The sequence below is a fragment of the Nocardioides sp. NPDC059952 genome (assembly GCF_042730435.1).
Lineage (GTDB): Bacteria > Actinomycetota > Actinomycetes > Propionibacteriales > Nocardioidaceae > Nocardioides.
In genome coordinates this window covers 25,064-47,499 of the sequence record NZ_JBHWLY010000021.1, presented here as the reverse complement: position 1 = coordinate 47,499, position 22,436 = coordinate 25,064, and the positions used below count along the sequence as shown (strand labels likewise).

The 22,436-nt window shown below is 69.3% G+C and carries 24 protein-coding genes; 12 read left to right on the top strand and 12 right to left on the bottom strand.

All coding sequences use genetic code 11. The features are described 5' to 3' along the window. The first annotated feature begins 163 nt into the window (after nt 1-163). A complete protein-coding gene (locus ACFV9G_RS12150; protein WP_378727731.1) occupies nt 164-2,023 on the top strand; it encodes an AMP-dependent synthetase/ligase in 1,860 nt (619 codons plus the stop codon). On the opposite strand, the gene ACFV9G_RS12145 is transcribed toward ACFV9G_RS12150, so the two are convergent. The 8 genes from ACFV9G_RS12145 to ACFV9G_RS12110 all read right to left on the bottom strand — a co-directional run bounded on the left by ACFV9G_RS12145 (nt 2,008) and on the right by ACFV9G_RS12110 (nt 9,123). Next, nucleotides 2,008-2,961 carry a hypothetical protein gene (locus tag ACFV9G_RS12145; protein WP_378727730.1) on the bottom strand — a complete coding sequence of 318 codons (954 nt, stop codon included), beginning with the start codon at nt 2,959-2,961 and terminating at the stop codon, nt 2,008-2,010. The genes ACFV9G_RS12150 and ACFV9G_RS12145 overlap by 16 nt on opposite strands. A 25-nt stretch (nt 2,962-2,986) precedes the next feature. After that, a complete protein-coding gene (locus ACFV9G_RS12140) occupies nt 2,987-4,039 on the bottom strand; it encodes a WD40 repeat domain-containing protein (protein ID WP_378727729.1) in 1,053 nt (350 codons plus the stop codon). A 15-nt stretch (nt 4,040-4,054) separates the two neighbouring features. Next, entirely contained in the window at nt 4,055-4,552 is a 498-nt protein-coding gene (locus tag ACFV9G_RS12135; RefSeq protein ID WP_378727728.1) for a DUF4919 domain-containing protein, read from the bottom strand. Next, entirely contained in the window at nt 4,549-5,619 is a 1,071-nt protein-coding gene (locus ACFV9G_RS12130; RefSeq protein ID WP_378727727.1) for a hypothetical protein, read from the bottom strand. The genes ACFV9G_RS12135 and ACFV9G_RS12130 overlap by 4 nt, the downstream gene beginning before the upstream one ends. Further along, entirely contained in the window at nt 5,619-6,116 is a 498-nt protein-coding gene (locus ACFV9G_RS12125) for a DUF4919 domain-containing protein (RefSeq protein WP_378727726.1), read from the bottom strand. The genes ACFV9G_RS12130 and ACFV9G_RS12125 overlap by 1 nt, the downstream gene beginning before the upstream one ends. Further along, nucleotides 6,113-7,168, bottom strand: coding sequence for a hypothetical protein (locus ACFV9G_RS12120; protein WP_378727725.1), 1,056 nt, complete (start codon nt 7,166-7,168; stop codon nt 6,113-6,115). The genes ACFV9G_RS12125 and ACFV9G_RS12120 overlap by 4 nt, the downstream gene beginning before the upstream one ends. Continuing rightward, on the bottom strand, nt 7,168-7,470 hold the full coding sequence (locus ACFV9G_RS12115) for a hypothetical protein (protein WP_378727724.1): 303 nt from the start codon (nt 7,468-7,470) through the stop codon (nt 7,168-7,170). Before ACFV9G_RS12115 ends, ACFV9G_RS12120 begins: the two co-directional genes overlap by 1 nt. A 78-nt stretch (nt 7,471-7,548) precedes the next feature. Next, nucleotides 7,549-9,123, bottom strand: coding sequence for an alkaline phosphatase D family protein (locus tag ACFV9G_RS12110; protein ID WP_378727723.1), 1,575 nt, complete (start codon nt 9,121-9,123; stop codon nt 7,549-7,551). 125 nt (nt 9,124-9,248) lie between these two features. On the opposite strand from ACFV9G_RS12110, the gene ACFV9G_RS12105 reads away from it, so the two are divergent. The 5 genes from ACFV9G_RS12105 (at nt 9,249) to ACFV9G_RS12085 (ending at nt 13,994) form a co-directional block, all read left to right on the top strand. Then, nucleotides 9,249-10,178: a hypothetical protein gene (locus tag ACFV9G_RS12105; RefSeq protein WP_378727722.1), complete on the top strand. Its 930-nt coding sequence runs from the start codon at nt 9,249-9,251 to the stop codon at nt 10,176-10,178. A 60-nt stretch (nt 10,179-10,238) separates the two neighbouring features. Then, the gene (gene lepA, locus ACFV9G_RS12100; RefSeq protein WP_378727721.1) at nt 10,239-12,095 is read left to right on the top strand and encodes a translation elongation factor 4; all 1,857 of its coding nucleotides are present in this window, start codon (nt 10,239-10,241) and stop codon (nt 12,093-12,095) included. A gap of 95 nt (nt 12,096-12,190) precedes the next feature. Then, the gene (locus ACFV9G_RS12095) at nt 12,191-12,721 is read left to right on the top strand and encodes a SigE family RNA polymerase sigma factor (RefSeq protein WP_378727720.1); all 531 of its coding nucleotides are present in this window, start codon (nt 12,191-12,193) and stop codon (nt 12,719-12,721) included. Beyond that, entirely contained in the window at nt 12,718-13,653 is a 936-nt protein-coding gene (locus tag ACFV9G_RS12090) for a hypothetical protein (RefSeq protein WP_378727719.1), read from the top strand. The genes ACFV9G_RS12095 and ACFV9G_RS12090 overlap by 4 nt, the downstream gene beginning before the upstream one ends. After that, nucleotides 13,650-13,994: a hypothetical protein gene (locus tag ACFV9G_RS12085; protein WP_378727718.1), complete on the top strand. Its 345-nt coding sequence runs from the start codon at nt 13,650-13,652 to the stop codon at nt 13,992-13,994. The genes ACFV9G_RS12090 and ACFV9G_RS12085 overlap by 4 nt, the downstream gene beginning before the upstream one ends. Here the strand turns inward: ACFV9G_RS12085 and ACFV9G_RS12080 are convergent. Next, nucleotides 13,981-14,490 (bottom strand): hypothetical protein, encoded by a 510-nt coding sequence (locus ACFV9G_RS12080; protein WP_378727717.1) that lies wholly within the window; start codon nt 14,488-14,490, stop codon nt 13,981-13,983. The genes ACFV9G_RS12085 and ACFV9G_RS12080 overlap by 14 nt on opposite strands. A 144-nt stretch (nt 14,491-14,634) precedes the next feature. On the opposite strand from ACFV9G_RS12080, the gene ACFV9G_RS12075 reads away from it, so the two are divergent. Together ACFV9G_RS12075 and ACFV9G_RS12070 are read left to right on the top strand one after the other, a co-directional pair. Then, nucleotides 14,635-15,111, top strand: a complete 477-nt coding sequence (locus ACFV9G_RS12075; RefSeq protein ID WP_378727716.1) for a pyridoxamine 5'-phosphate oxidase family protein — start codon at nt 14,635-14,637, stop codon at nt 15,109-15,111. A 31-nt stretch (nt 15,112-15,142) separates the two neighbouring features. Beyond that, a complete protein-coding gene (locus tag ACFV9G_RS12070) occupies nt 15,143-15,595 on the top strand; it encodes an NUDIX hydrolase (RefSeq protein ID WP_378727715.1) in 453 nt (150 codons plus the stop codon). Here the strand turns inward: ACFV9G_RS12070 and ACFV9G_RS12065 are convergent. Then, nucleotides 15,580-16,104, bottom strand: coding sequence for a cupin domain-containing protein (locus ACFV9G_RS12065; protein ID WP_378727714.1), 525 nt, complete (start codon nt 16,102-16,104; stop codon nt 15,580-15,582). The two genes, ACFV9G_RS12070 and ACFV9G_RS12065, sit on opposite strands and share 16 nt — an antisense overlap. 69 nt (nt 16,105-16,173) lie before the next feature. On the opposite strand from ACFV9G_RS12065, the gene ACFV9G_RS12060 reads away from it, so the two are divergent. Continuing rightward, complete coding sequence (locus tag ACFV9G_RS12060) at nt 16,174-17,067, top strand: aminoglycoside phosphotransferase family protein (RefSeq protein ID WP_378727713.1); 894 nt, start codon at nt 16,174-16,176, stop codon at nt 17,065-17,067. A gap of 42 nt (nt 17,068-17,109) precedes the next feature. Then, a complete protein-coding gene (locus ACFV9G_RS12055; RefSeq protein WP_378727712.1) occupies nt 17,110-17,757 on the top strand; it encodes an MOSC domain-containing protein in 648 nt (215 codons plus the stop codon). Here the strand turns inward: ACFV9G_RS12055 and ACFV9G_RS12050 are convergent. Together ACFV9G_RS12050 and ACFV9G_RS12045 are read right to left on the bottom strand one after the other, a co-directional pair. Beyond that, a complete protein-coding gene (locus ACFV9G_RS12050; protein WP_378727711.1) occupies nt 17,754-18,851 on the bottom strand; it encodes a hypothetical protein in 1,098 nt (365 codons plus the stop codon). The genes ACFV9G_RS12055 and ACFV9G_RS12050 overlap by 4 nt on opposite strands. Further along, on the bottom strand, nt 18,848-19,348 hold the full coding sequence (locus ACFV9G_RS12045) for a sigma-70 family RNA polymerase sigma factor (protein ID WP_378727710.1): 501 nt from the start codon (nt 19,346-19,348) through the stop codon (nt 18,848-18,850). Before ACFV9G_RS12045 ends, ACFV9G_RS12050 begins: the two co-directional genes overlap by 4 nt. A 25-nt stretch (nt 19,349-19,373) precedes the next feature. On the opposite strand from ACFV9G_RS12045, the gene ACFV9G_RS12040 reads away from it, so the two are divergent. Beyond that, complete coding sequence (locus ACFV9G_RS12040; RefSeq protein ID WP_378727709.1) at nt 19,374-20,678, top strand: MFS transporter; 1,305 nt, start codon at nt 19,374-19,376, stop codon at nt 20,676-20,678. Beyond that, a complete protein-coding gene (locus tag ACFV9G_RS12035) occupies nt 20,675-22,432 on the top strand; it encodes a serine hydrolase domain-containing protein (RefSeq protein WP_378727708.1) in 1,758 nt (585 codons plus the stop codon). Before ACFV9G_RS12040 ends, ACFV9G_RS12035 begins: the two co-directional genes overlap by 4 nt. Nucleotides 22,433-22,436: the final 4 nt, after the last annotated feature.

Below are 22,436 nucleotides of genomic sequence, written 5' to 3'. Positions count from 1 at the left end.
CACCTAGCTACTCCGGGGTAGGCTGTGGTGATCTCGGTCACGAGATTTCCGGCGGAACCCCCTGTTGCGGCTCGGCTCCAGCGTCTAGGGTCCCCCGCGCGGTCCCTCTCGTGCTAACCGCCCACCGTTCACCCCCACGCACACACTGCAGGCCAGGAGAATCATGCCGACCCAGTCCGCGATCGATCTCGCATTCCTCGACGAGATGCCGGCGAACTTCGCCCTTCACTTCCTCAACCGGGTCAAGGCGACCCCGAATGCGGAGGCGTTCCGCTATCCCGTGGTCGGCTCGACGACCGAGGCCGGCGGAGAGGAGTGGAAGTCGCTGACCTGGAAGGAGGCCAGCGACCTGGCCAGCCGCCTCGCCGCGGGCCTGATCTCTCTCGGCCTCGAGCACGAGCAGCGGGTCGGCATCGCCTCGACCACCCGCTACGAGTGGATCATCGCCGACCTCGCAGTGATGCTCGCCGGCGGCGCGACCACGACGGTCTACCCGACGACCAACGTCGAGGACACCGCCTACATCCTCGGCGACGCCGGGTGCCGCTTCGTCTTCGCCGAGGACGACGGCCAGCTCGCCAAGATCGCCGAGAAGGCCGCCGACCTGCCCGAGGTCGTCAAGGTCATCACCTTCGACGGCGCCACCGACGGTGAGCGGGTCATCGGCCTGGACGACCTGGCCGCGATCGGCGACAAGTACCTCGCCGACCACCCGGACGTGATCGAGGAGACCGCCGCCACGATCACCCCGGACCACCTGGCAACGCTGGTCTACACCTCGGGCACCACCGGCCGGCCGAAGGGCGTGCGCCTGCTCCACCGTGCGTGGGTCTACGAGGGCGAGGCCGTCCGGGTCCAGGGCGACGTGCTCGGCCCCGACGACCTGCAGTTCCTGTGGCTGCCGATGTCCCACGTGTTCGGCAAGGTGCTGCTCTCGATCCAGATCGCCTGCGGCTTCCCGACCGCGATCGACGGCCGGATGGACAAGATCGTCGACAACCTGGCGATCGTGAAGCCGACCTTCATGGGTGCGGCCCCGCGCATCTTCGAGAAGGTTCACGCCAAGATCACGATGATGGTCGAGAACGACGGTGGCGTGAAGAAGAAGCTCTTCGACGCCGCCTTCGCCAACGGCATCGCCCGCGACCGGCTGCAGCGCGAGGGCAAGTCCGTGCCGACCGCCATCGCCCTCAAGCACGCGGTGCTCGACAAGCTCGTGCTCAGCAAGGTCCGTGACCGCTTCGGTGGGCGCGTACGTTTCTTCATCTCCGGCTCCGCTCCGCTCAACCGCGACATCGCCGAGTGGTTCCGCGCCGCCGGGATCCTGATCATGGAGGGTTACGGCTCGACGGAGAACGCCGCGGGCGCGTCCGTCGGCACCCTGACGGAGAACAAGCTCGGCACCGTCGGCAAGGCGTTCCCTGGCAGCGAGGTGAAGATCGGCGAGAACGACGAGCTGCTCATCCGCGGCCCGCACGTGATGCCGGGCTACCACAACCTGCCCGAGGAGACGGCCAAGGCGCTCGACGCCGAGGGCTGGTACCACACCGGTGACAAGGCCTCGATCGACGATGAGGGTTACATCACCATCACCGGCCGGATCAAGGAGCTCTTCAAGACCTCGGGCGGCAAGTACGTCGCGCCGCCGGCGATCGAGTCGAAGTTCGCCGCGCTGTGCCCCTACACCAGCCAGTTCCTCGTCTTCGGTGCCAACCGCAACTTCGTCAGCGCGCTGATCGCGCTCGACCCCGAGGCGATCGGCGCCTGGGGCGCGGCCAACGGGCTGGAGGGGAAGTCCTACGAGGAGATCGTCACCTCGCCGCAGGTGCGCGAGCTGATCGGCGGCTACGTCGACGAGCTCAACGCGAGCCTCAACCGCTGGGAGACCATCAAGAAGTGGGAGATCCTCGAGCACGACCTGACCGTCGAGAGCGGTGAGCTGACCCCGTCGCTGAAGGTGAAGCGCAACGTCGTCGAGGCCAAGGAGCAGGCGCGGATCGACGCGTTCTACGCGGGATCCTGATCCCAGCCCTGGCGCTCCACCAGCCAGTCCAGACACACCTCGCCCTGCCACCGCTGCATCCTGCGGAGGTGGGGCGAGGTCGTCTTGACCGGCTGGTCGGCGGCGGCCAGGAAGTAGCCGGCGAAGAGAGCCAGCACCGAGTCGATGGCCTCCGGTGCGGCCCGTGACAGCAGCGGATGGGTGGCCAGGAACGACTCGGTGTCGAGGCCGTCGCCGCGCGGCCCGACGAGCAGCAGGAGCGAGTCGATCCAGTCGGCGCCGAGGACCGGCCAGGTCCACTCGACCAGCAGGACGCCACCGTCGGGGCGGATGAGGACGGTGTCGTCGCGTACGTCCAGGTGGACCAGCGTCTCGCCGGCGGTGTGCTCCGCGAACCCCGCTGCCAGGGAGGCCGCCCGCTCGGCATGCGGGTAGCCGGCGACCCGGTCCCACAGTCCCGGATAGGCGGCGTGCTCCTCGGCGAAGGTGGGCCAGCCGATGCCCGGGGCGGGGGTGAGCGCGGCGGCGGTCTCGACCAGCGCCTGCGAGACGAGCTCGAGATCCGGTGCGGTCCACGGCCGCGAGGGCAGCCGCGCCTCGACGTGCTCGAAGGCGAGGACCACCCACTCACCGTCGTCGAACCACTTCAGCTTCGGGGCGGGGACCCAGCCGGCGAGCTTCTTCAGCTTCGCCGCCTCCTCGCGATAAAGCGCCGCGGAGTCGCGCTGGGCCTTGGCGGAGGCCGCCTTCACGAAGTGCTGGGAGCCGTCCTGGCAGGTCAGCACCGAGGCGAACCCAGGCGTGAACCCGGCCCCCCACGACTCCGCCGAGACCACCGGCCCGCCTCCGAGCCGCTTCTCGATCGCGGACCGCAGGAACGGGGGCAGGTGGGGCCACTCCAGGCGGCGGGCGGTCTGCCCGTGCGGGATGTTCGTCGGGATCGCGGTCACGACGGACATCCTTGTGTACGCCGCCCCGGATGCGCTACTGAGGCATCGGCGGTTGGTCGAACTGCCCGGCGGCCTTGCCGGTGGCGACATCCCAGGCGGCCACGCCGTCCTCGGCCGAGGCGGTGTAGAGGGTCTTGCCGTCGGAGCTGAAGATCAGCTTCGATCCCGCCACCGCCGCCGGCGTGATCGCGCGAGAACCCGCCGAACCACCCAGTGCCGTGGGCGTCCACAGGGTCAACGGCGCCTGGCCGGAGGCGTCGGCGGTAGCCAGGGAGCGCCCGTCCGGCGAGAAGGTGAGCGCGCTGGCATCGATGCCGGGAAGCGACTCGGCAGCATCGAACGTCTCGGCGTCCCACAGTGTCGGGTAGCCCTCGGTGGTGGCACCGGCGATCCAGCGCCCGTCGGGGCTCCAGACCGGGTCGGCCCCGTTCGCGGCGGCGACGGTGCCGACCTCGTCGCCCGAGTCGGCCTCGAGGATCGAGACGCTGTCGCCGGAGGCAACCGCCACCAGGTCACCGTCGGGGCTGAACGAGATCGACCCGATCCCGTTGCCAAGATCCGTGCTCGCCACCTCGTCGCCGTCCTCGACCGACCAGATGATCAGGTCACCCTCGAGCCCGGCGCCGGCCACGAGCCGGCCGTCGGGGCTGAACGCGATCTCGCCGACCGGGCTCGCGTCGGTGACCTTCGGGTTCGGCAGGCCCTCGAGCCGCTGGACCTCCTCGTCGCTGTCGACCTCGACCAGCGCGATGTCCGAGCAGCCGACCTTCCGCGCCGCCAGGGTCAGGTCCGGGCTGATGGCGCCGTAGCCGGTCTCGGAGACCGTCTCGTACGCACCGCCGGCGGCGTTCCAGCGACAAGTGCCGTCGGTGCAGCTGGCGACGACGTACGTCCCGTCGGCGGCCAGCGAGCCGGCGTCGACCCGCGACGGCATGACCGCGGCGGCCAGGCTGATCGAGCCGCCGGACGTTCCCAGCGAGGAGATGTCGCAGCCGTCCTGGTCGGGGTCGCTTGCGCAGCCGGCCAGGAGCGCAGCGGCGAGCACGCCGACGATCGGGACGCTGAGGACGTACGTTCGGGGTTTCATCGGTCCTTCTGGGGATCAGGCGAACGAGGTGACGTCGAAGTGGACGACGGTGCCGTCGGTGCAGGTGAGGCGGTCGAGGCGACGGTCTCCGGTCTCGACGAGATCCTGGCGGTCGCGGACCTTGTCGAGGGATCGGAGCATGTCGTACTCGTCGTTGATACGCAGCACCGACCACGGATGTTGCTCGCTGCCGTCGCCGGTGGAGCGGATGCTGCGCAGCGCGGCCCGGGCGACCTGGCGCTCGCGCGCCGCGGCCCGCTCATCCCCGGATCCCGCCAGCGCGGTGGCCATCCGCAGATGCGCCGAGGGGCTGAAGATCGCCCCCGGCATGACCCGCTTCAGCTCGGCGGCGGCCGCGGCGTAGGACCCCTCGGCGAGCAGCCTGTCCACCGAGTCGAGGTCGAGGTCGGGGGTGAAACCGGCCGAGCCGCGGACCGCGCGGCGAAGCGGCCCGAGAGTCTCGGGACCGGGGTCGTCGAGGTAGGCGGCGACCAGATCGGCGTACGTCGTCATCGCGACTCCTCCAGGATCCGGTTGAACTCCTCCTCGGTGAGGTTGTTCAGGTAGTCGCGGCCGGCGTTGCGGGCATCCTTCTCGACGGGCTGGTTGTAGTACTCGTCGAATGTGGCGCCGTTGTCGGTGCTCTTGTAGTCGTCGAAGTTCTCCTCCCACTCCTCGGCCTGCTCCTCGCTGATCCCGTCCGCCTTGTGCTCGTCGAACGGGTCGTCCTCCCACCAGAACTGCCAGTCGTTCTTGTCGTCGATGGCCTCGTGCTGGCGACCGTGCCGGACCTCGTGGGCCACGGTGTTGATCAGCTGGCCGGGGTCGTCGAGCACGTTGGGGTTGAGCGCCATCGTGGGCTCTTCGTCGCTCCAGTAGCCGTAGGTGATGCTGCCGTCGTCCCAGGTGTCGTTGCCCAGGTCGCTCCAGTCGATGGTGGGCATGTCGACGCCGCTCTCCGCGGCGATCTTCTTGACCATCTCCTCGAGCACCGCCTTGCGCTCCTCGATGGTGAGGGTCTCCCACTTCTCCGCGATGGCCGGGTCGATGTTGCCGTACTCGTCGCCCTGCTCGTCGATTCCGGTCGGCAGGCCGCGCGCGAGGATGGCGTCGACGCCGACCGCCTTGGCGAGGGCCTTCTCGATCTCGTCGGCGAGCTCCTGGGCGATGGTCTGGCGGCTGTTGCCCCACTCCTCCGCCTCGAAGCGGCTCTTGAACGTCGGTGGGGTGGCGGTGCTGGTGACCGAGCCGTCGTCGCCGACGGTGAACTCCTGGGTCTTGGCGCGGTCGAGGACGCCCTGGACGAGACGCTCGATGGCCTCGACCTCGGGCTCGGCGGTGTAGAGCGCCTTCTGCATCTCCTGCTTGGCGGTGATGTGGGTGCCGAGGTCTGTGACGAGCTTGTCGCGGTGGCCGCGAGCAGCGTCCGCGGCGGCGCCGGTCCAGGACTTGGCCACGCCGTTGGCCTCGAGCTCGTCGCGGCTGGTCTCCAGGTTGCGGAGGTCAGCCTTGAGCCCGTCGCCGGCATCACCCAAAGGTGCCGCCTTCCAGGTCTTGACCTGGCCGAACGTGATCGTCATCAGACGAGCGCGGTCGCGTCGAAGTGAGCGAAGGTCCCGTCGGTGCAGGTGTGGCGGTCGATACGCCGCCCGTCGGCCTCGAGGAGGTCCTGTCGTCCGGGCACCTTGTTGAGGGCGCGGAGCAGGTCGTACTCGTCGTTGATCCGCAGCACCGTCCAGGGGTGCTCCTCGGTGCCGTCACCGGTCGCCCGGATGCTCCGCAGGGCGGCGCTGGCCACCTGGCGCTCGCGGGCGGCGGAGCGCTCCTCACCGGAGCGCTCCAGCGCGGTCGCCAGACGCAGGTGGGCCGACGGGCTGAAGATCGCGCCGGGCATGAGGGCGCGCAGCGCGGTCGCGGCCTCGGCGTAGGCACCCTCGGCGAGCAGCTTGTCGATCGCACCCAGGTCGAGGTCGATGGTGAAGTTGGCCGAGTTGCGGACCGCGCGGCGCAGCGGAGCCAGCGTCTCGGGGCCGGGGTCGTCGAGGTAGGCGGTGACCAGGTCGGCGTACGTCGTCATTTCGACTCCTTCAGGAGGCGGTCGAGCTCAGCGGGCGTCAGGTTGTCGAGATATTCGCGGCCGGACTTGCGGGCATCGGCCTCGACGGGCTGGTTGTAGTACTCCTCGTAGGTGTCGCCGTTGTCGGTGCTCTTGTAGTCGTCGAAGTTCTCCTCCCACGACTCGGCCTGCTCCTCGGTGATGCCGTCCTCTTCGTGCATGTCGAAGGGGTCGTCCTCCCACCAGAACTGGAAGTCGTTGTTGTCGTCGATCGCCTCGTACTGCCGGGCATGGCGCATCTCGTGAGCCACGGTGTGCAGGATGTCGGGATTGTCGACGTTGCCCGGATTGAGGTGCACCGTGTGGTCGTCCTCGCTCCAGTAGCCGTTGGTGCTGCCCTTCGCGTCCCAGACGATGTCCTCGACATCGACGCCGTACTCCTTGGCGAGCTCCTCGATCTTCTGGTCGATGATCGCCTTGCGCTCGGCATCGGTGAGCTGGGCCCACCGCTCGGCGGTCTCGGGGGAAGCCATCCCGCGCTGATCGCGGGTCTGGTCGAGGTCCGCGTCAGTGCCGGCCGGGATGCCGTCGGTGAGGATCTGGTCGACCCCGGCCGCCTTGGCGAGGGCGTCGGTGATGTCGTCGGCGAGCTCCTGGGCGATGGTCTGGCGGCTGTTGCCCCATTCCTCGGCCTCGTAGCGGTTGTGGAAGGTGGGCGGCGTGGCGGTGCTGGTGACCGAGCCGTCGTCGCCGACGGCGAACTCCTGGGTCTTGGCGCGGTCGAGGATGCCCTGGACGATGCGTTCGATGGCTTCGACCTGGGTCTCGGCGGAGTAGAGGGCTTTCTGCATGCCCTGTTTGCCGGTGATGTGGTTGCTGAGGTCTGTGACGAGCTTGTCGCGGTGGCCTCGGGCGGCGTCGGCGGCGGCGCCGGTCCAGGACTTGGCCACGCCGTTGGCCTCGAGCTCGTCGCGGCTGGTCTCCAGGTTGCGGAGGTCGGCCTTGAGCCCGTCGCCGGCGTCACCGAGCGGTGCGGCCTTCCAGGTCTTGACCTGGCCGAAGGTGATCGCCATCAGTTGGGGCCCATGACCTTTCCGCCCTTCTGGCCGGCCGCGGCGTCGGCGGCCTCGAACTCGTTGAGCGCCTTCTGCATCTCCGCGGCGAGCTTCTGCGAGCTGTCGGCCGCGGCCTTGGTCTCATCGGTCCAGCGGGTGCCGAGATCGGACATGTAGCCGACCGACTCCGCCCCCGGGACCGCAGCGCCTGCCTTGGTCAGATGGCCGGCGGAATCGGCTTTGCGTACGGCACTCTCGGCGTCCGTGGCGATGCCGATGGATGCCTTCATGTCCTTGGGGACGACATGAATCTCACTCATGGTCTGCTGGTCCTCCTGGGCCCGAACGGGAGACGGCTAGGGCGTGTCTTCGTAGAGACACGCCCTAGCCCGCAGACCCTAACGGAAACTCGGGTCCAGCGTCTTCGTAAAAAGAGCGCCGCCGTCGATGTCCCGGAGGGTAACGGTGAGCTGCTGCGTACGTGCGTCGATCTCGACCTCGCCGAAGAACTGGAAGCCGTCGGCGGGTGAGGTGTTGGCCGCCGGAGGAGCGGCCACGAACTCGGCGGCCGGACCGAAGGTGGGGTCCAGCTTGTTGGGGCCGAAGGCGCCGGCGTTGAGCGGTCCGGAGACGAACTCCCAGAACGGGTCGAAGTCCTGGTAGGCCGCCCGGTCGGGGGAGTAGGAGTGCGCGGCCGTGTAGTGGACGTCGGCGGTCAGCCAGACGTGGTTGCGGATGCCGAGGCGCTTGAGCCCGGTCAAGACCTTGGCGATGTCGAGCTCGCGGCCGAGCGGGGCGCCGCCGTCGCCCTGGGAGATGCCCTCCTGCAGGGTGCCGTCAGGGACGACCAGGCCGATCGGCAGGTCGGCCGCGATGACCTTCCAGGTGGCGCGGGAGGCGGCCAGCTCGCGCAGCAGCCAGCGGGTCTGGCGCTCGCCGAGGACACCGCCGTCGGCGCTCGTCTCGGCGTTGGTCGTGTTGGCGTCCTTGTGGGTGCGCATGTCGAGGACGAAGAGGTCCATCAGCGGGCCGTAGGAGAGCTTGCGGTAGATCCGGCCGTCCGGGTCGGGGGAGGCGTCGCCGACCGGGATGTACTCGTGGAAGGCCTGCTTGGCGCGGGCCGCGAGGACGTCCACGCGGCGCTCGGTGTAGCGGCCGTCGTCGGGGAGGATCTCGCCCGGGTACCAGTTGTTGGTGACCTCGTGGTCGTCCCACTGCGCCGCGATCGGCGTCTGGGCGAGGAAGGCACGCCAGTTGTCGGCGAGCAGGTTGTAGGCGTACTGCCCGCGGAACTCGGTCAGCGTCTCGGCGACCTTGCCCTTCTCCTCGGTGACGATGTTGTTCCAGACCCGACCGTCGGGAAGCGTCACGGTCGAGGTGAGCGGGCCGTCGGCGTAGACGTTGTCACCCGAGCTCAGGAAGAAGTCGGCCTCGCGCGCCGCCATCGCCGGCGCGATCCGGAAGCCACCGAAGTCGGGGTTGGCGCCCCAGCCCTGGCCGGCGATGTCGCCGGACCACAGGAACCGGATGTCCTGACGCTTGTTCGGCGCCGTGCGGAGACGGCCCAGCTCCCAGGCGCTGCCGCGGCGCGGGTCGTCGGCGTCGACGGCACGGATCCGGTAGAAGTAGTCGCGCCCCGCTTCGAGGCCGTTGACCTTCAGCTCCCCGGTGAAGTCGCTCCTGGCGGTCACGACGGGACCGTTGACCGGACGGGCGCGGCGGAAGGACTCGTCGGCCGAGATCTCCGCGACCAGGCGCGAGGTCTTGTCCGCGCGGCTCCACAGGACGCCGCCTCGGGCGCCGACGTCGCCCGACTGGACGCCGTGGGTCAGGCTCGGGCGGTTGCCACGGACGAACGCGGGGGCGGAGGTGGGGACGGCGGCGTGGGCGGTTGCTGCGGTCGTGGGGATGACGAGTCCGACACCGGCGGCGGCACCGAGGCCGAGGACGGAGCGGCGGTTGAGTGGGGTCATGACCCAAACCTGCCGATCCCGGCGGAACGACCGGTGAGTTCCGCGGGTCGTGTCGGTGAACACGTACGCCGCGGAGATCCGGTCCGAGGTGACCCGCTGGGATGCGGGTGGCAGTATCTGCGGTGATGTGGCCGAGAAAGAACGTGTACGCCGCTGCGTTGCTGCTCCTGGTGGCGCCGGTGCTGTTCGGTTGCGCCACCGAGCCTCCGGCCGACGCGGGGTCCGCCTCGCCGTCGATGCTCGCGAGTCCGGAGACCGAGACGTCGCCGAGCCCGCCGCCACGTGCACCGGAGTCGCTCGAGATCCCATCCGTCCCACCCGCCGATGATCGCGGGATCGTCGAGGGTGGTGACATGAGCTGGCCGCAGTGTCCCGAGGGGATGGGTATCAAGGAGCGTCGGACGCTGGGGCTGCCGATGCCGCTCGACTCGGCGGAGTACGTGGTCATCGGCCTCACCAACGGGCCGGCGTTCACCCCCAACCCGTGCCTGGCCTCGCAGGTCGAGTGGGCGAAGACGAACAAGGTGATGACCTCGGCCTATGCGGTCACCTCCTATCCCCGTGACGCCACGATCCGTCAGTACGGCGGCGAAGGGCCGGGCGACCCGGACACGAAGATCGGCCGACTGACCAACGTCGGCTATCAGCAGGCGGTGTGGAATCTCGAGGAGATGGAGCGCGCCGGTCTGGAGTCGCCCTCGGTCTGGGTCGACGTCGAGCCGGTCGCGGTCTGGGAGTGGTCCGACGACATCGAGGCCAACCAGGCGGTGGTCAAGGGCGCCCTGGCCGGCTATCAGGACGCCGGGAAGCGGGTCGGGGTCTACTCGATCGAGGGCCTGTGGACGCCGATCGTCGGCGACCTGCAGCTGCAGCTTCCCGAGTGGCGCCCGGCGGGCGAGGCATCGCGGGCCGCGGCCCTAGAGCGGTGCGGTGGCGAGTGGATGTTCCAGGGCGGTGCAGCGGTGATGGTGCAGTGGCTCGAGGACGGCCGCGATCGCAACGTGACCTGCCCGGGCGAGTCGGTTCAGCTGCCGCTTTGGTTCCATCAGTACTGAGCGTGGGACAATAGGCGGTGACGTACCCGCCCCGTTCTTGAGCATCTACGAAAGCAGCCTGTGACTCACTCCGCGCCACAGCCCGGCTCCACTGATCCGGCGATCATCCGCAACTTCTGCATCATCGCCCACATCGACCACGGCAAGTCGACGTTGGCCGACCGGATGCTGCAGCTGACCGGTGTGGTCGACGAGCGTGCCGCGCGGGCGCAATACCTCGACCGGATGGACATCGAGCGCGAGCGCGGGATCACGATCAAGTCCCAGGCCGTGCGGATGCCGTGGACGGTCACCGAGGGCGACGACGCCGACAAGACGTTCGTGCTGAACATGATCGACACCCCCGGTCACGTCGACTTCACCTACGAGGTGTCCCGGTCGCTGCAGGCGTGCGAGGCGGCGATCCTGCTCGTCGACGCGGCGCAGGGCATCGAGGCGCAGACCCTCGCCAACCTCTACCTGGCGATGGGTGCCGACCTGCACATCATCCCGGTGCTCAACAAGATCGACCTGCCCTCGGCCAACGTCGAGAAGTACGCCCTGGAGCTGGCCAACCTGGTCGGCTGCGAGCCGGAGGACGTGCTCAAGGTCTCGGCCAAGACCGGGCTCGGCGTCGAGGACCTGCTCAACCACATCGTCTCTGAGACCCCGCCGCCGGTGGGCGACCCGGACGCCCCGGCGCGGGCGCTGATCTTCGACTCCGTCTACGACACCTACCGCGGCGTGGTGACCTACGTCCGGGTCTTCGACGGCAAGCTGACCCACCGCGACAAGATCAAGATGATGTCGACCGGCGCGGTCCACGAGATGCTCGAGCTCGGCGTGATCAGCCCGGAGCCGGTCAAGGCCGACCACATCGGGGTCGGCGAGACCGGCTACCTGATCACCGGCGTGAAGGACGTACGCCAGTCGCGGGTGGGTGACACCGTCACCGGCAACAACCGCCCGGCCAAGGAGATGCTCGGCGGCTACTCCCACCCCAACCCGATGGTCTTCGCGGGGCTCTACCCGATCGACGGCGACCAGTACCCGGTGCTGCGCGAGGCGCTCGACAAGCTTCAGCTCAACGACGCTGCCCTGACGTACGAGCCGGAGACGTCGGGCGCGCTCGGCTTCGGCTTCCGCGTCGGGTTCCTCGGCCTGCTGCACATGGAGATCACCCGCGACCGTCTCGAGCGCGAGTTCAACCTCGACCTCATCTCGACGGCTCCCAACGTGGTCTACGACGTGATCATGGAGGACGGCTCCGAGCACATCGTGACCAACCCCTCGGAGTTCCCCGAGGGCAAGATCCGCGAGGTGCGCGAGCCGGTCGTCAATGCCACGATCCTCTCGCCGTCCGACTACATCGGCACGATCATGGAGCTGTGCCAGAGGAAGCGCGGCACGCTCGGCGGCATGGACTACCTCTCCGAGGACCGCGTCGAGATGCGCTACGTCCTCCCCATGGGCGAGATCGCCTTCGACTTCTTCGACCAGCTCAAGTCCTCGACGAAGGGGTACGCCTCGCTGAACTACGAGTTCAGCGGCGATCAGGCGGCCGACCTGGTCAAGGTCGACATCCTGCTGCAGGGCGAGCCCGTCGACGCGTTCTCCGCGATCGTCCACCGCGACGCCGCGTACAACTACGGCGTGATGATGGCCGGCAAGCTCAAGGAGCTCATCCCGCGCCAGCAGTTCGAAGTGCCGATCCAGGCCGCGATCGGCGCCCGCGTCATCGCGCGCGAGACCATCCGCGCCATCCGCAAGGACGTCCTCGCCAAGTGCTACGGCGGCGACATCTCGCGTAAGCGCAAGCTGCTGGAGAAGCAGAAGGAGGGCAAGAAGCGGATGAAGATGGTCGGCCGCGTCGAGGTCCCCCAGGAAGCCTTCGTCGCCGCTCTCTCCACCACTCAGGCCTCCACAGACAAGAAGTGACGCCCTACGCTCGGTGATGGACAACCTTTCCCGGGGTCGACCTGGTCGTCCTGGGTAGGGGCGCCCCGTCGGGGGACGCCGAGCGGGGAGGGGACGTGGATGCCATCCAGGTCTCGGGCAAGGGGAGCAGGGCCGGGGCTGCTCGGGAGTTCGACGACTTCGTGGCGTCCTGCTCCACGCGGCTGTTGCGGACCGCCTACCTGCTGACCCACGACCGCGGGCGCGCCGAGGACCTGCTGCAGACGGCGCTGGTCAAGGCGTGGTTGTCCTGGTCGCGGATCGAGAGCGACCCAGTCGCGTACGTGAACAAGATCCTCGTCAACACCTACGCCACCTGGTGGCGGCGCCGGTGGAACGGCGAGCGTCCGACGCCTGAGCTGCCGGAGGCCGGGTACGACGAGGACCGTGCGGAGACCCACGACCTGTGGGCGGCGCTGGGGAGGCTTCCAGCGAGGCAGCGGGCGGTGATCGTGCTGCGATACATGGAGGATCTCAGCGAGGCCGAGACGGCCCGCCTGCTCGGCTGCTCGGTCGGCACCGTGAAGAGCCAGCGGGTGAAGGCGTTGGCCAAGCTGCGCCTCGACGGCGCGCTCGCCGAGGAGACGCACGGGGAGGTGGCCCGATGAGCATCGAACAGCTTCAGGAGACGTTGCGGGCACATGCCGCGACGATCGGGGACGACACGGTCCTCGGTCGTGGTCCGGCTGTCCGTCGCAGGGCCGCGACGATCCGGCTCCGTCGGGCGCTGGTCGTGGCTGCGGTCGCGGTGATCGTGGTTCCGGTGGCGGTGATGGCCTCGCTCGGCGCGAACCCGTTCGATCGGACGGCACCGGTAGTGAGGCCGGTGCCCTCGAACGGGCCGTTCGTGGGGACGTACGCGGGTCGGACCTTGATCGACTCCGAGATCGCCACCGGGAGGAGCGAGCTCTCGTTCACCGCCGAGGCCTCTCGCAACACCGAGTGGAGGGCGGTCTGCCGAGGAGTCGGCAGTGGCTACACGCTGCACCTGTCGCTGGACGACGGCGAGCCCGGCCAGCTGCCCTGCGACGTGGAGCTCCTCTCGGGCCGCTGGATCTCCTACCAGCTCGGGCCGGAGTATCCGCAGGAGGGCACGCACACGCTTCGGCTCTGGCTGACCAGCACGTCCGGGCGAGCGGAGGCGCCACCCGCGGACGGACAGATCGGCGCTGCCGTCTACCGGCTTCCCGAGCCCGCGGCCACGGTTGCCGGCCACCAGGTTCAGGCACTGGAGATGGATGGCGGAAGCGAGTTCCGCCTGGTCAGGCGGGAGGAGTCCATGCCGGGCACTCGGGTCCTCTCCTCGACGTACTCCTCCCGGGCTCTCCCGGTCGAGGTGGACTGGTACACATCGGGCTCGGGCAGCCAGGAGGTGCAGGTCTACGTCGACGGACGGCCCGAGACGGGGCTGATCCTCGGTGACGGCGGGCCAGGACTCGTCCTGACGCCCGAGGAGGCGCACACGGTGAGCCTGCGGATCGTCGGGGACGTGCCGGCCGATGCTCTGCTCGGAATCGTGTGGCGCGAGGAGGCCCGATGATGAAGCGGCGCGGCTGGATCTGGTGGTACGGGTTGTTCCTCGGCTGTCTGCTCCTCGCGGCGGGAGCGGCGGAGACCGTTCGAGTCGTACGCAGCGGCGACGGCGGTCTCCTGTTCTGGTTCGGCACGCTCGTCGGAGGTGGGGCGCTGGTCCTGGCCGGGACGCTCCTGCTGCCCCGACGGCCGAGGCGAGGATTCGTCCTGACGACGATCGGGTGCGCCGCCGGGCTGCTCCCCACCTCGTGGACGGTGATCGTGCCCGTGATGCTCGTGGTGCTGACCATCGCGAGCGGCAGGCGAGCCGCTGCGGCGCCGGTCGAGAGCCGCGTCAGGAGCGGATGAGCTCGATGCTGTCGAGGACGAGGTCGAGGTCATCGAGCCGCTGGTCGATGTCGTCGGGGTTCTGCCAGAACACGCGGATGCCGTTGGCCTGGACGTGGACGCAGTCGGCCGGCATGCCGTCGGAGTAGGACCACCAGCTGAGCCGCTCGCCCTCCAGGTCGCCGAAGGTGTCGGCCGGGGCGTCGTAGGTGACGTCCTTGACCTCGTCGTCACCGCCGATGTCCTCGTACTCCTTCAGCTCGTCGTTCAGGTCCGCGAGCGACTCCTTCTCGCCGATCTCGACGCTGAAGAAGCGGTCCTCGGAGGTGTGCCAGGTGCACTGGCCGTCGGGGGTCTGGTCGCTGGGAGCGGTGGACTCCGACTCGAACTCCTCCGGCACGTCCAGCTTCAAGATCACCCGCCTGTCGCCGACCACCCCCGGACACTCGGCCGCGGTGAACCCGTCCGGTGTCGAGGTGGCCGACGCCGAGAACGGCGTCGGTGCGTTCGTGGTCACCGGAGCCGATCCGGACCCGCAGGCCGAGGTCGCGGAGAGCAGGACGATCAAGGTTGCAGCCCGAAATTGCATGCCGGCCAGTTCATCACAGCTGCGCAAGAACGGTCGGGTCGGCCGGGGGCGGGCGCTGGTTGAGTGAGGCGCATGCGTACAGAACAGATCCGGTTTCCGGAGGGATACGGCACGCCGAGCGAGTTGCTGGCGTGGGAGGACGTACGTCAGCGCCTGGTCGAGGCGAAGCAGTTCTGGTTCGCGTTCGAGAGGCCGGGGCGGAGTCCGCACGTGACGCCGCTGGACGGGATCTGGTTCGAGGACGAGCTGGTCTACGGCGGCAGCCCCGAGACGTTGCACCGGCGGCTCGCGGCCGAGCATCCGAAGGTGACGGTCAACCTGCCGGATCCGTGGAAGCTGGTCGTCGTCGAGGGCGAGGTGCGGGAGTCGAGGTTCGCGCCGGAGGTCGCCGAGGAGATCGCGAGGCTGCTGAACGCGAAGTATCCCGAGTACGGCGAGAACGTCTTCGAGGCCAAGCACTACATCGAGGGCGCGCCGGCGGTGCATCCACGGCGCATCCGGGCCTGGACCTCGTTCCCGAAGGACGCGACCGCCTTCGTCTTCGACTGACTTTCGGCTGGACCGCGCTAGTCTCGCAGGGATGCACTTCACGGACTACGACACTCGGGTAGCGGCGTACGCCGTCATCGTCGACGACGCGGGGCGGATCCTGCTGAGCTGGTTCAACGGCAACCATCGCAACGACCCGGGGTGGACGCTGCCGGGTGGTGGCGTCGACTACGGCGAGCAGATGCCCGCCGCGGTCGTGCGCGAGGTGAAGGAGGAGACCGGCTACGACGTCGAGGTCGGGGCTCCACTGACGACCGACGTGTTCGTGGTGCCGTTCGACCCCGGTCGCCGGCCCTACCAGTCCACCCGGGTGGTCTTCGAGGCACGGATCGTCGGAGGCGAGCTGGGCACGCTGGAGGTCGACGGAACCACCGACTTCGCCGCCTGGGTCGGGCTGGACGACCCCGCGATCGGGGCCGACTCCACCAGCCCGATCGTCCGGATGGGGATCGAGGCCCTGAAGGTCGCTCAGTCGACCCAGTAGTTGTCGTGGAGCTTGTAGAACTCGGCCATCTCGTCCGGACCGAGCTCGGTGCCCTCGGCCAGCTCGCGCAGCCCCTCGAAGTAGCCCTCCCGCGGTGCGCCCGGGGTGAAGTGGAGCAGCATCGAGGCGGGCTCGTCGGTGGTGTTGCGGAAGCCGTGCAGGCCGCCGACCGGCACATGCACGAAGTCGCCGGCACCGGCCGGGATCCACTCCTCGCCGTTGTAGATCCGCACGGTCCCGGTCAGCACGTAGAACGACTCGGCCACGGCACGGTGGAAGTGGGGCCCGGGGCCGGTCTCGTTGGGACCGAAGTGCCAGCGGTAGAGCCCGTAGTCGCCCGCGGTCGTCGCGCCGGTGGCGAGATAGTCGACCTTCACCCCGTTGGGATATTCGAGGTCGGGAGCGGTCTTGTCGGGACGGTGGAACGCCGAGACCTCACCGGCCTCGCCGTCGTAGCGCTCGGGCGGGTAGGGAACACCTCGGGTCCCCATCGACTCTGGAAGTGACATGGCCTCAACCTGCCCGATCCGCTCGGCGTTGGGAAGCCCATTAGAAGTCGCGTCAGTAGGGTTGCAGCCGTGACCCTCGTCCCGGACTCCTTCCTGGCGCTCGCGGCCAACGGGCCGTCCTGGGCCGCGTGGCTCGACGACCTCCCGGGTCTCCTTCGCGACCTGGTCGAGGAGTGGTCGCTGAGCGTGGACGGTCCGACCACCCACGGCAGCTGCGCGGTCGTCCTCCCGGTCCGCACCGCCGACGGCGAGGCCGCCGTGCTGAAGGTCGGCTGGCCGCACTGGGAGGCCGAGCACGAGGCGCTGGCGCTGCAGGTGTGGGGCGGTCGCGGTGCCGTACGCCTGCTGCGGGCTGACCCGAAGCGGTTCGCGCTGCTGCTCGAACGGCTGCATCCTTCGGACCTCACGGAGATGTGGGACGTGCAGGCGTGCGAGATCGTGGGCGGGTTCTACCGGCAGCTGCACGTCCCGGCTCCGCCGCAGCTGCGTACGTTGTCGGCGCAGGCCGCACGCTGGGCGAGCGAGTTGGGGGACAAGAGCCGGCGGCTTCCGGTGCCGCCGCGGATGGTCGAGCAGGCCCGGTCGATCGCTCGCGACTTCGCTACTGACGAGGCGACCGACGGGACGCTGATCCACACCGATCTCCACTACGAGAACGTCCTGCGGGGCGATCGTGAGGAGTGGCTGGTCATCGACCCGAAGCCGCTCTCCGGCGACCCGCACTACGAGCTCGCGCCGATGCTCTGGAATCGCTTCGACGAGTATGCGGGGCGGATCCGGGACGGCGCACGCGACCGCTTCTTCGCCCTCGTCGACGCCGCCGAGCTCGACGAGGACCGGGCCCGCGCCTGGACGGTGCTGCGCTTGATGGTCAACGTCAAGGACGAGGTCGAGGACAACCAGGCGCCTGACAAGGAGTGGATCACCGCGATGGTCTCGGTGACCAAGGCGGTCCAGGACTGAAACCCGTTCGACCGCCGTCGCGTGCCGGGGGAGAATCGCTCCGTGCCCATCGTGCGAAGCGTCAACATCGGTCAGTCCAAGCCCGCGGAGTGGGCGGAGGTGGGCGCCACCTCGATGGAGAAGCTGGCGACGCCCGGGCCGGTGACGGTCGGCAAGGAGGGCATCGTCACCGACACCCAGACCGACCGCCGCCACCACGGCGGCGAGGAGCAGGCCGTCTACGCCTTCGCCCGCGAGGACCTCGATGCATGGGGCACCCGCCTGGGCACGACGCTGCGCGACGGCCAGTTCGCCGAGAACCTCACCACCGAGGGGATCGACGTCAACGAGGCCCTGGTCGGGGAGCAATGGCGGATCGGGACGGTGCTGCTGCAGGTCTGCAGCGTGCGTACGCCGTGCAACGACTTCAAGAACTGGATGGGTGTCTCGGGGTACGACGACGCCCGTTGGGTCAAGCGGTTCACCGCTGAGGGGCGCCCCGGGCCCTACCTGCGGGTCCTCGAGGAGGGCGAGCTGCAGGCCGGTGACGAGATCGTCGTCGTCCACCGCCCCGACCACGACATCACCGTCTCGACCCTGTTCCGGGCCCTCACCACCGACCGCAGCCTGCTCCCGAGCCTCATCGGGATCGAGGGGCTCGGGGGCAAGCCGCGGGGCAAGGCGGAGAAGTACGTCGCCGCCAGGCCCTAAGGACCGCAGGGCTTTCCGCTGCAGCCACGCAAGTAGTAACCCTCGGCCGAGACGCCCTGGATCTCCAGCTTGTCCAGCTGGTCGGTGGTGAGCTTCCCGGTCGGGATCAGCGCGACTGCCACGTTGTCGTCGGTGATGGTCGCGTCGAACCGCTGCTTGCCGACCCAGAACCAGGCGGACTCCAGCGTCTCGTTGCCGAGCGATCGCGTCACCCGGACCCCTTCTGCGGTCTCGGTCCACTCGATGGTCGGCGGTTGCCGCCTCGTCTCATCCGGCTCGGGATAGACCAGATCTCCGTCGGCGTCGTAGGCGCGGAAGCTTGCTGACTCGACGTCGACCCGGTGGTCGGTCCACGCAACCGCCACGCCGTTGACGATGGTCGCCGGGAAGTCTTCACCGTCCGAGGTGAAGACCACTCTGGCGACGTTCACCTTTTCGGGGAGGGGGAGCAGGAACTCTGTGCCGTCGCCGGCACCTCCCCTGGTGAAGTCCTCCCATGGCCCGGTCTCCGCGAAGGCACCCCAGACCTGGGGTTGGCCATAGGCGTCCGCCAGGTTGAGCTCGCGGTCGGCCTCGGGCTCTGAATCGATGAACTCCGGCGTCGCGCAGGTCACGGCATAGCCGGGGCCGTCGAAGATCGCCGAGGCCTTTGATCCACGCTTCTCGGCGAGGAAGGGCCAGCTGCCCGCCGGGATCTTCTCGTAGTCATCGGGGTCGAGGACATTGTCCGCTTCGGGGGAGAAGGCATACATGGACTCGATCTCCTGCCAGGCGGTCTCCAGGCACCGCTCGCTCAGCGTGTCGAGCTCCTCGGACGTGAGGTTGGTCGGGTTGCCCGACCAGTCGACCGGAGTCTTCTGCCCGGGCGCGGCCGTCCTCGACGGTTCGGGGGTGGCGATGTTCGAGTCGATCAGCCGATCAGGGATCGCGACGTACGCCATGACCCCGGCGAGCGAGAGGGCGGCGACCGCGGCGACCGCCTTGGAGCCGCGCCGGCGGAGGCGCATCCGATCCCCCCGGCGCAGGATCTCGTCGGCAGGTACGTCCAGGGTCTGGCGACCGCTGTTGCGCAGCAAGGTCTCGATGTCGTTCATGACAGCATCCCTTCGGGGTCGGACAGCTGCAGCCGCAGGGCCTTGAGGGCGTGGTGGAGCGTGGCGGAGACGGTGCCGCGAGCGATCCCGAGCTCGTGGGCGGTCGTCTCGGCATCGAGGTCGAGGAAGTAGCGCAGCGCAATCACCTGGCGTTGACGCGGTGGCAGCCGGCGTATGGCATCCAACAGGTCGTGGCCGTTGTCGTCGGATCCGTGGCGGGGGAGCTCTTCGGGAGTTTCGGGAACGATCAGCTCGCGGCGGCGCTTGCGCCACCAGGAGATGTCGACGTTGATCGCGGTGCGCACCACCCATGCCGCCGGGGAACTGGCCAGTCTGACCGTCGGCCAGCGCGACCAGGCGCGCGCGAAGGCCTCGGCGATCGCTTCCTCGGCTCGCCCTGGGTCCATGCCGGTCGCGATCGCCGCACGCAGGCAGCGGTCCTTGGCACCGACGTAGAAGTCGGAGAACTCTTTTCGGCTCACGCCTGAGTGACGCACGGGCGCCATTATCGGTTTAGTCGCGATGCGAACCGCATCCGAAAACCCGTTGGACGTCGACGCGGTCGAGCGACAGACTGCGCCGGTGAGCATCCGGGAGAGCCTCTTCGTCCTCAAGGATCGCGACTTCGGATGGTTCTTCGCCTCGCGGTTCGTGAACCTCGCCGGGTCCTCGATGTCGCACGTGGCGCTCGCGTTCGCGGTGCTGGAGGTGACCGACTCGGCCTCGGCGCTGGGCTATGTGGTCGCCGCGCACACCATCCCGATGGTCGTGTTCCTGCTGGTCGGAGGCGTGATCGCCGACCGGTTCCCGCGGCGGCTGGTGCTGCAGCTGAGCAACGTGGCCTCGGCCTTGACCCAGGCGGCCGCGGCAGCGCTGGTCATCACCGGGCACGCGGAGATCTGGCATCTGGTCGTCCTGCAGGCGATGAACGGCACCACGATGGCGATGGCCTTCCCGGCGATGCAGGGGATGGTGCCGCAGCTCGTGGCGAAGAAGGACCTGCAACCGGCCAACCTGCTGCTCTCGATGTCGCGCGGCACGCTGACGGTCCTGGGCCCGTCGGTCGCGGCCGCTCTCGTGGTCGGCGTCGGTGCCGGCTGGGCGCTGGCGGTCGACGCTCTGACCTGGCTGCTCGCGGCGCTCTTCCTGCTCCCGGTGCGGATCCCGCCGCGCCCGGCGGACGAGGAGAAGACCTCGGCTCTCGAGGATCTCCGGGCGGGGTGGACCTACTTCCGCAGCACCACCTGGCTGTGGGTCGTGGTGGTGGCCTTCATGGTCCTCAACGCGATCCAGTCGGGTGGGCTCAACGTGCTGGGGCCGGCGTACGCCAAGTCCACCTCGCTCGGTGTCGAGGGCTGGGGCCTGGCCAACTCGGCGCTCGCGGCGGGGATGCTCATCATGACCATCGTGCTGATGCGGGCCACGATCCGGCGCCCGCTGCGGGCGGGGATGTTCGGGATCATGGCGTTCTCGCTGCCCTTCTTCGCGCTCGCGCTGTGGCCGGAGACGCTGCCGCTCATCGTGGCGATGGCCGTCGCCGGCGCCGGGATCGAGATCTTCAGTCTCGGCTGGAGCCTCGCCATGCAGGAGAACGTCCCGGGCGAGATGCTCTCGCGTGCCTACTCCTACGACGCGCTCGGCTCGTTCCTCGCGATGCCGGTCGGACAGCTGCTCTACGGGCCGTTGGCGGGCTGGTTCGGGGAGCGCCCGGTCTTCCTGGTCAGCGGCGTGCTCTACGCCGCGGTCTGCCTTGCCGCGCTCTCGGTGCCGTCGGTGGTTAGGCTGCAACGCGTCGAGCAACCTGCCACCGAAGGAACGCGCGTATGAACCTCTCTGTCGTCGACGAGCTCTTCCAGCAGCGCTTCGAGGAGAACCTGACTCCGGGGCTGGCCTATGGGGTCGTACGCGGCTCCGAGCTGCTCCACTCCGGAGCCTTCGGTGCGGTCCGGGACGGTGGCCCGGCGCCGACCGCGGAGAGCGTCTTCCGGATCGCGTCGATGTCGAAGTCGTTCACGGCGGCCGCGGTGCTGCTGCTGCGCGACCGCGGGCTGGTCGACCTGGACGAGGCGATCGCGCAGTACGTACCCGAGCTCGTCGACCAGGCGCCCTACTCCGCCGACTCACCGGCGGTGACGCTGAGGCTGCTGCTCTCGATGTCGGCCGGGCTGCCGACCGACGACCCGTGGGGCGACCGGCAGGAGTCGTTGTCGTACGACGACTTCGGGACGTTCCTCGACGGAGGCTTCTCGACCGGACAGGAGCCGGGGGTCGGGTTCGAATACTCCAACCTCGGCTATGCGCTGCTCGGTCGCGCGATCGAGAACGTCGTCGGTGGTTCCTCTCCCGAGGGGGCCAACCGGGACTTCATCGAGCACGAGCTGCTGGCGCCGTTGGGGATGACCTCCTCGGCCTACTCGCCGTCCGCGGTTCCGAATCGGGTGCCTGGTCATGTGCCGCCGCTGCACCCGGCGTGGGCGGGGGACCGGTTGTCGGGCCCGCCGACCTGGACGGAGGTGCCGCCGGTGGCGTCGGGGTCGTTCGCGGCGATGGGCGGCATGCACTCCTCGGTCGCCGACCTGGCGCGCTGGGTCGGTGGGTTCGTGTCGGCCTTCTCCGCTGAGGTCGACGGGCACCCGCTGTCGAAGGCGTCGCGGCGGGAGATGCAGCAGCTGAACCGGTTCGGCGGGGTGTCCTCGTCGGTGGAGCTCTCCGGGCCTGAGGCCGGGATCAGGGCGGTCGCCGTGGGCTACGGCTACGGCCTCATGGTCGACCACGACAGCCGGCTCGGGCAGTTCGTCCACCACTCCGGCGGCTACCCCGGCTACGGCTCGCGGATGGTCTGGCACCCCGCGTCCGGTCTCGGTGTGATCACGCTGTCCAACAGCACGTACGCCGGCGCCGGGGTGACCGCGATGACCGCGCTGCGTTCGCTGGTGTCGGACGAGCTCGCCGACGGTGGTCCGCACCGGTTCTCGACGGTGGTCAAGGGCCTGCGTCCGCGGCTCGACTCGGCGCTGGAGGTCGCGGTCGAGCGGCTGCGTACGTTCGACCCGGCGGGTCCGGAGGTCTTCGCGCTGCCGTCGCTGTTCGCTGACAACGTCGAGCTCGACGCTCCCGACGCCGCCCGGCGCGTCCAGATCACCCAGGCGCGCGCGAAGGTCGGGCTGCCGCTCGGCGGCGCGCCCTACGGCTACTTCGGGCGCGCGATGGGCGTCGCGCTGGCCGTGGTGCCGGCGGAGAAGGGCCGTTACGACATCGAGGTCATGCTCTCCCCGGAGGCTGAGCCGCGCATCCAGACCCTGCGGGTGGTGGCGGTCCCGGATGCGCACGAGGGCCTCGTCGCCGCCGCCCGCGCGGCCCTCGAGGAGGACTCCCCGGTCATCGCCGCCCTCCGCGCCTTCGGCGTGCCCGAGCTGATCACCACGCCCTTGTCCGGCGATGGCTCGTCCAAGGCCGACTTCCTCGTCGTCGCCGGCGCGACGTACTGGAAGATCGCGGTGGGCGCGAAGGCCGTCGTCTCGGCCTTCCCCACCTCCGACCACCCCCGCCTCACCTACCTCGCCTCCGCTCTCCGCGGCTGACCCT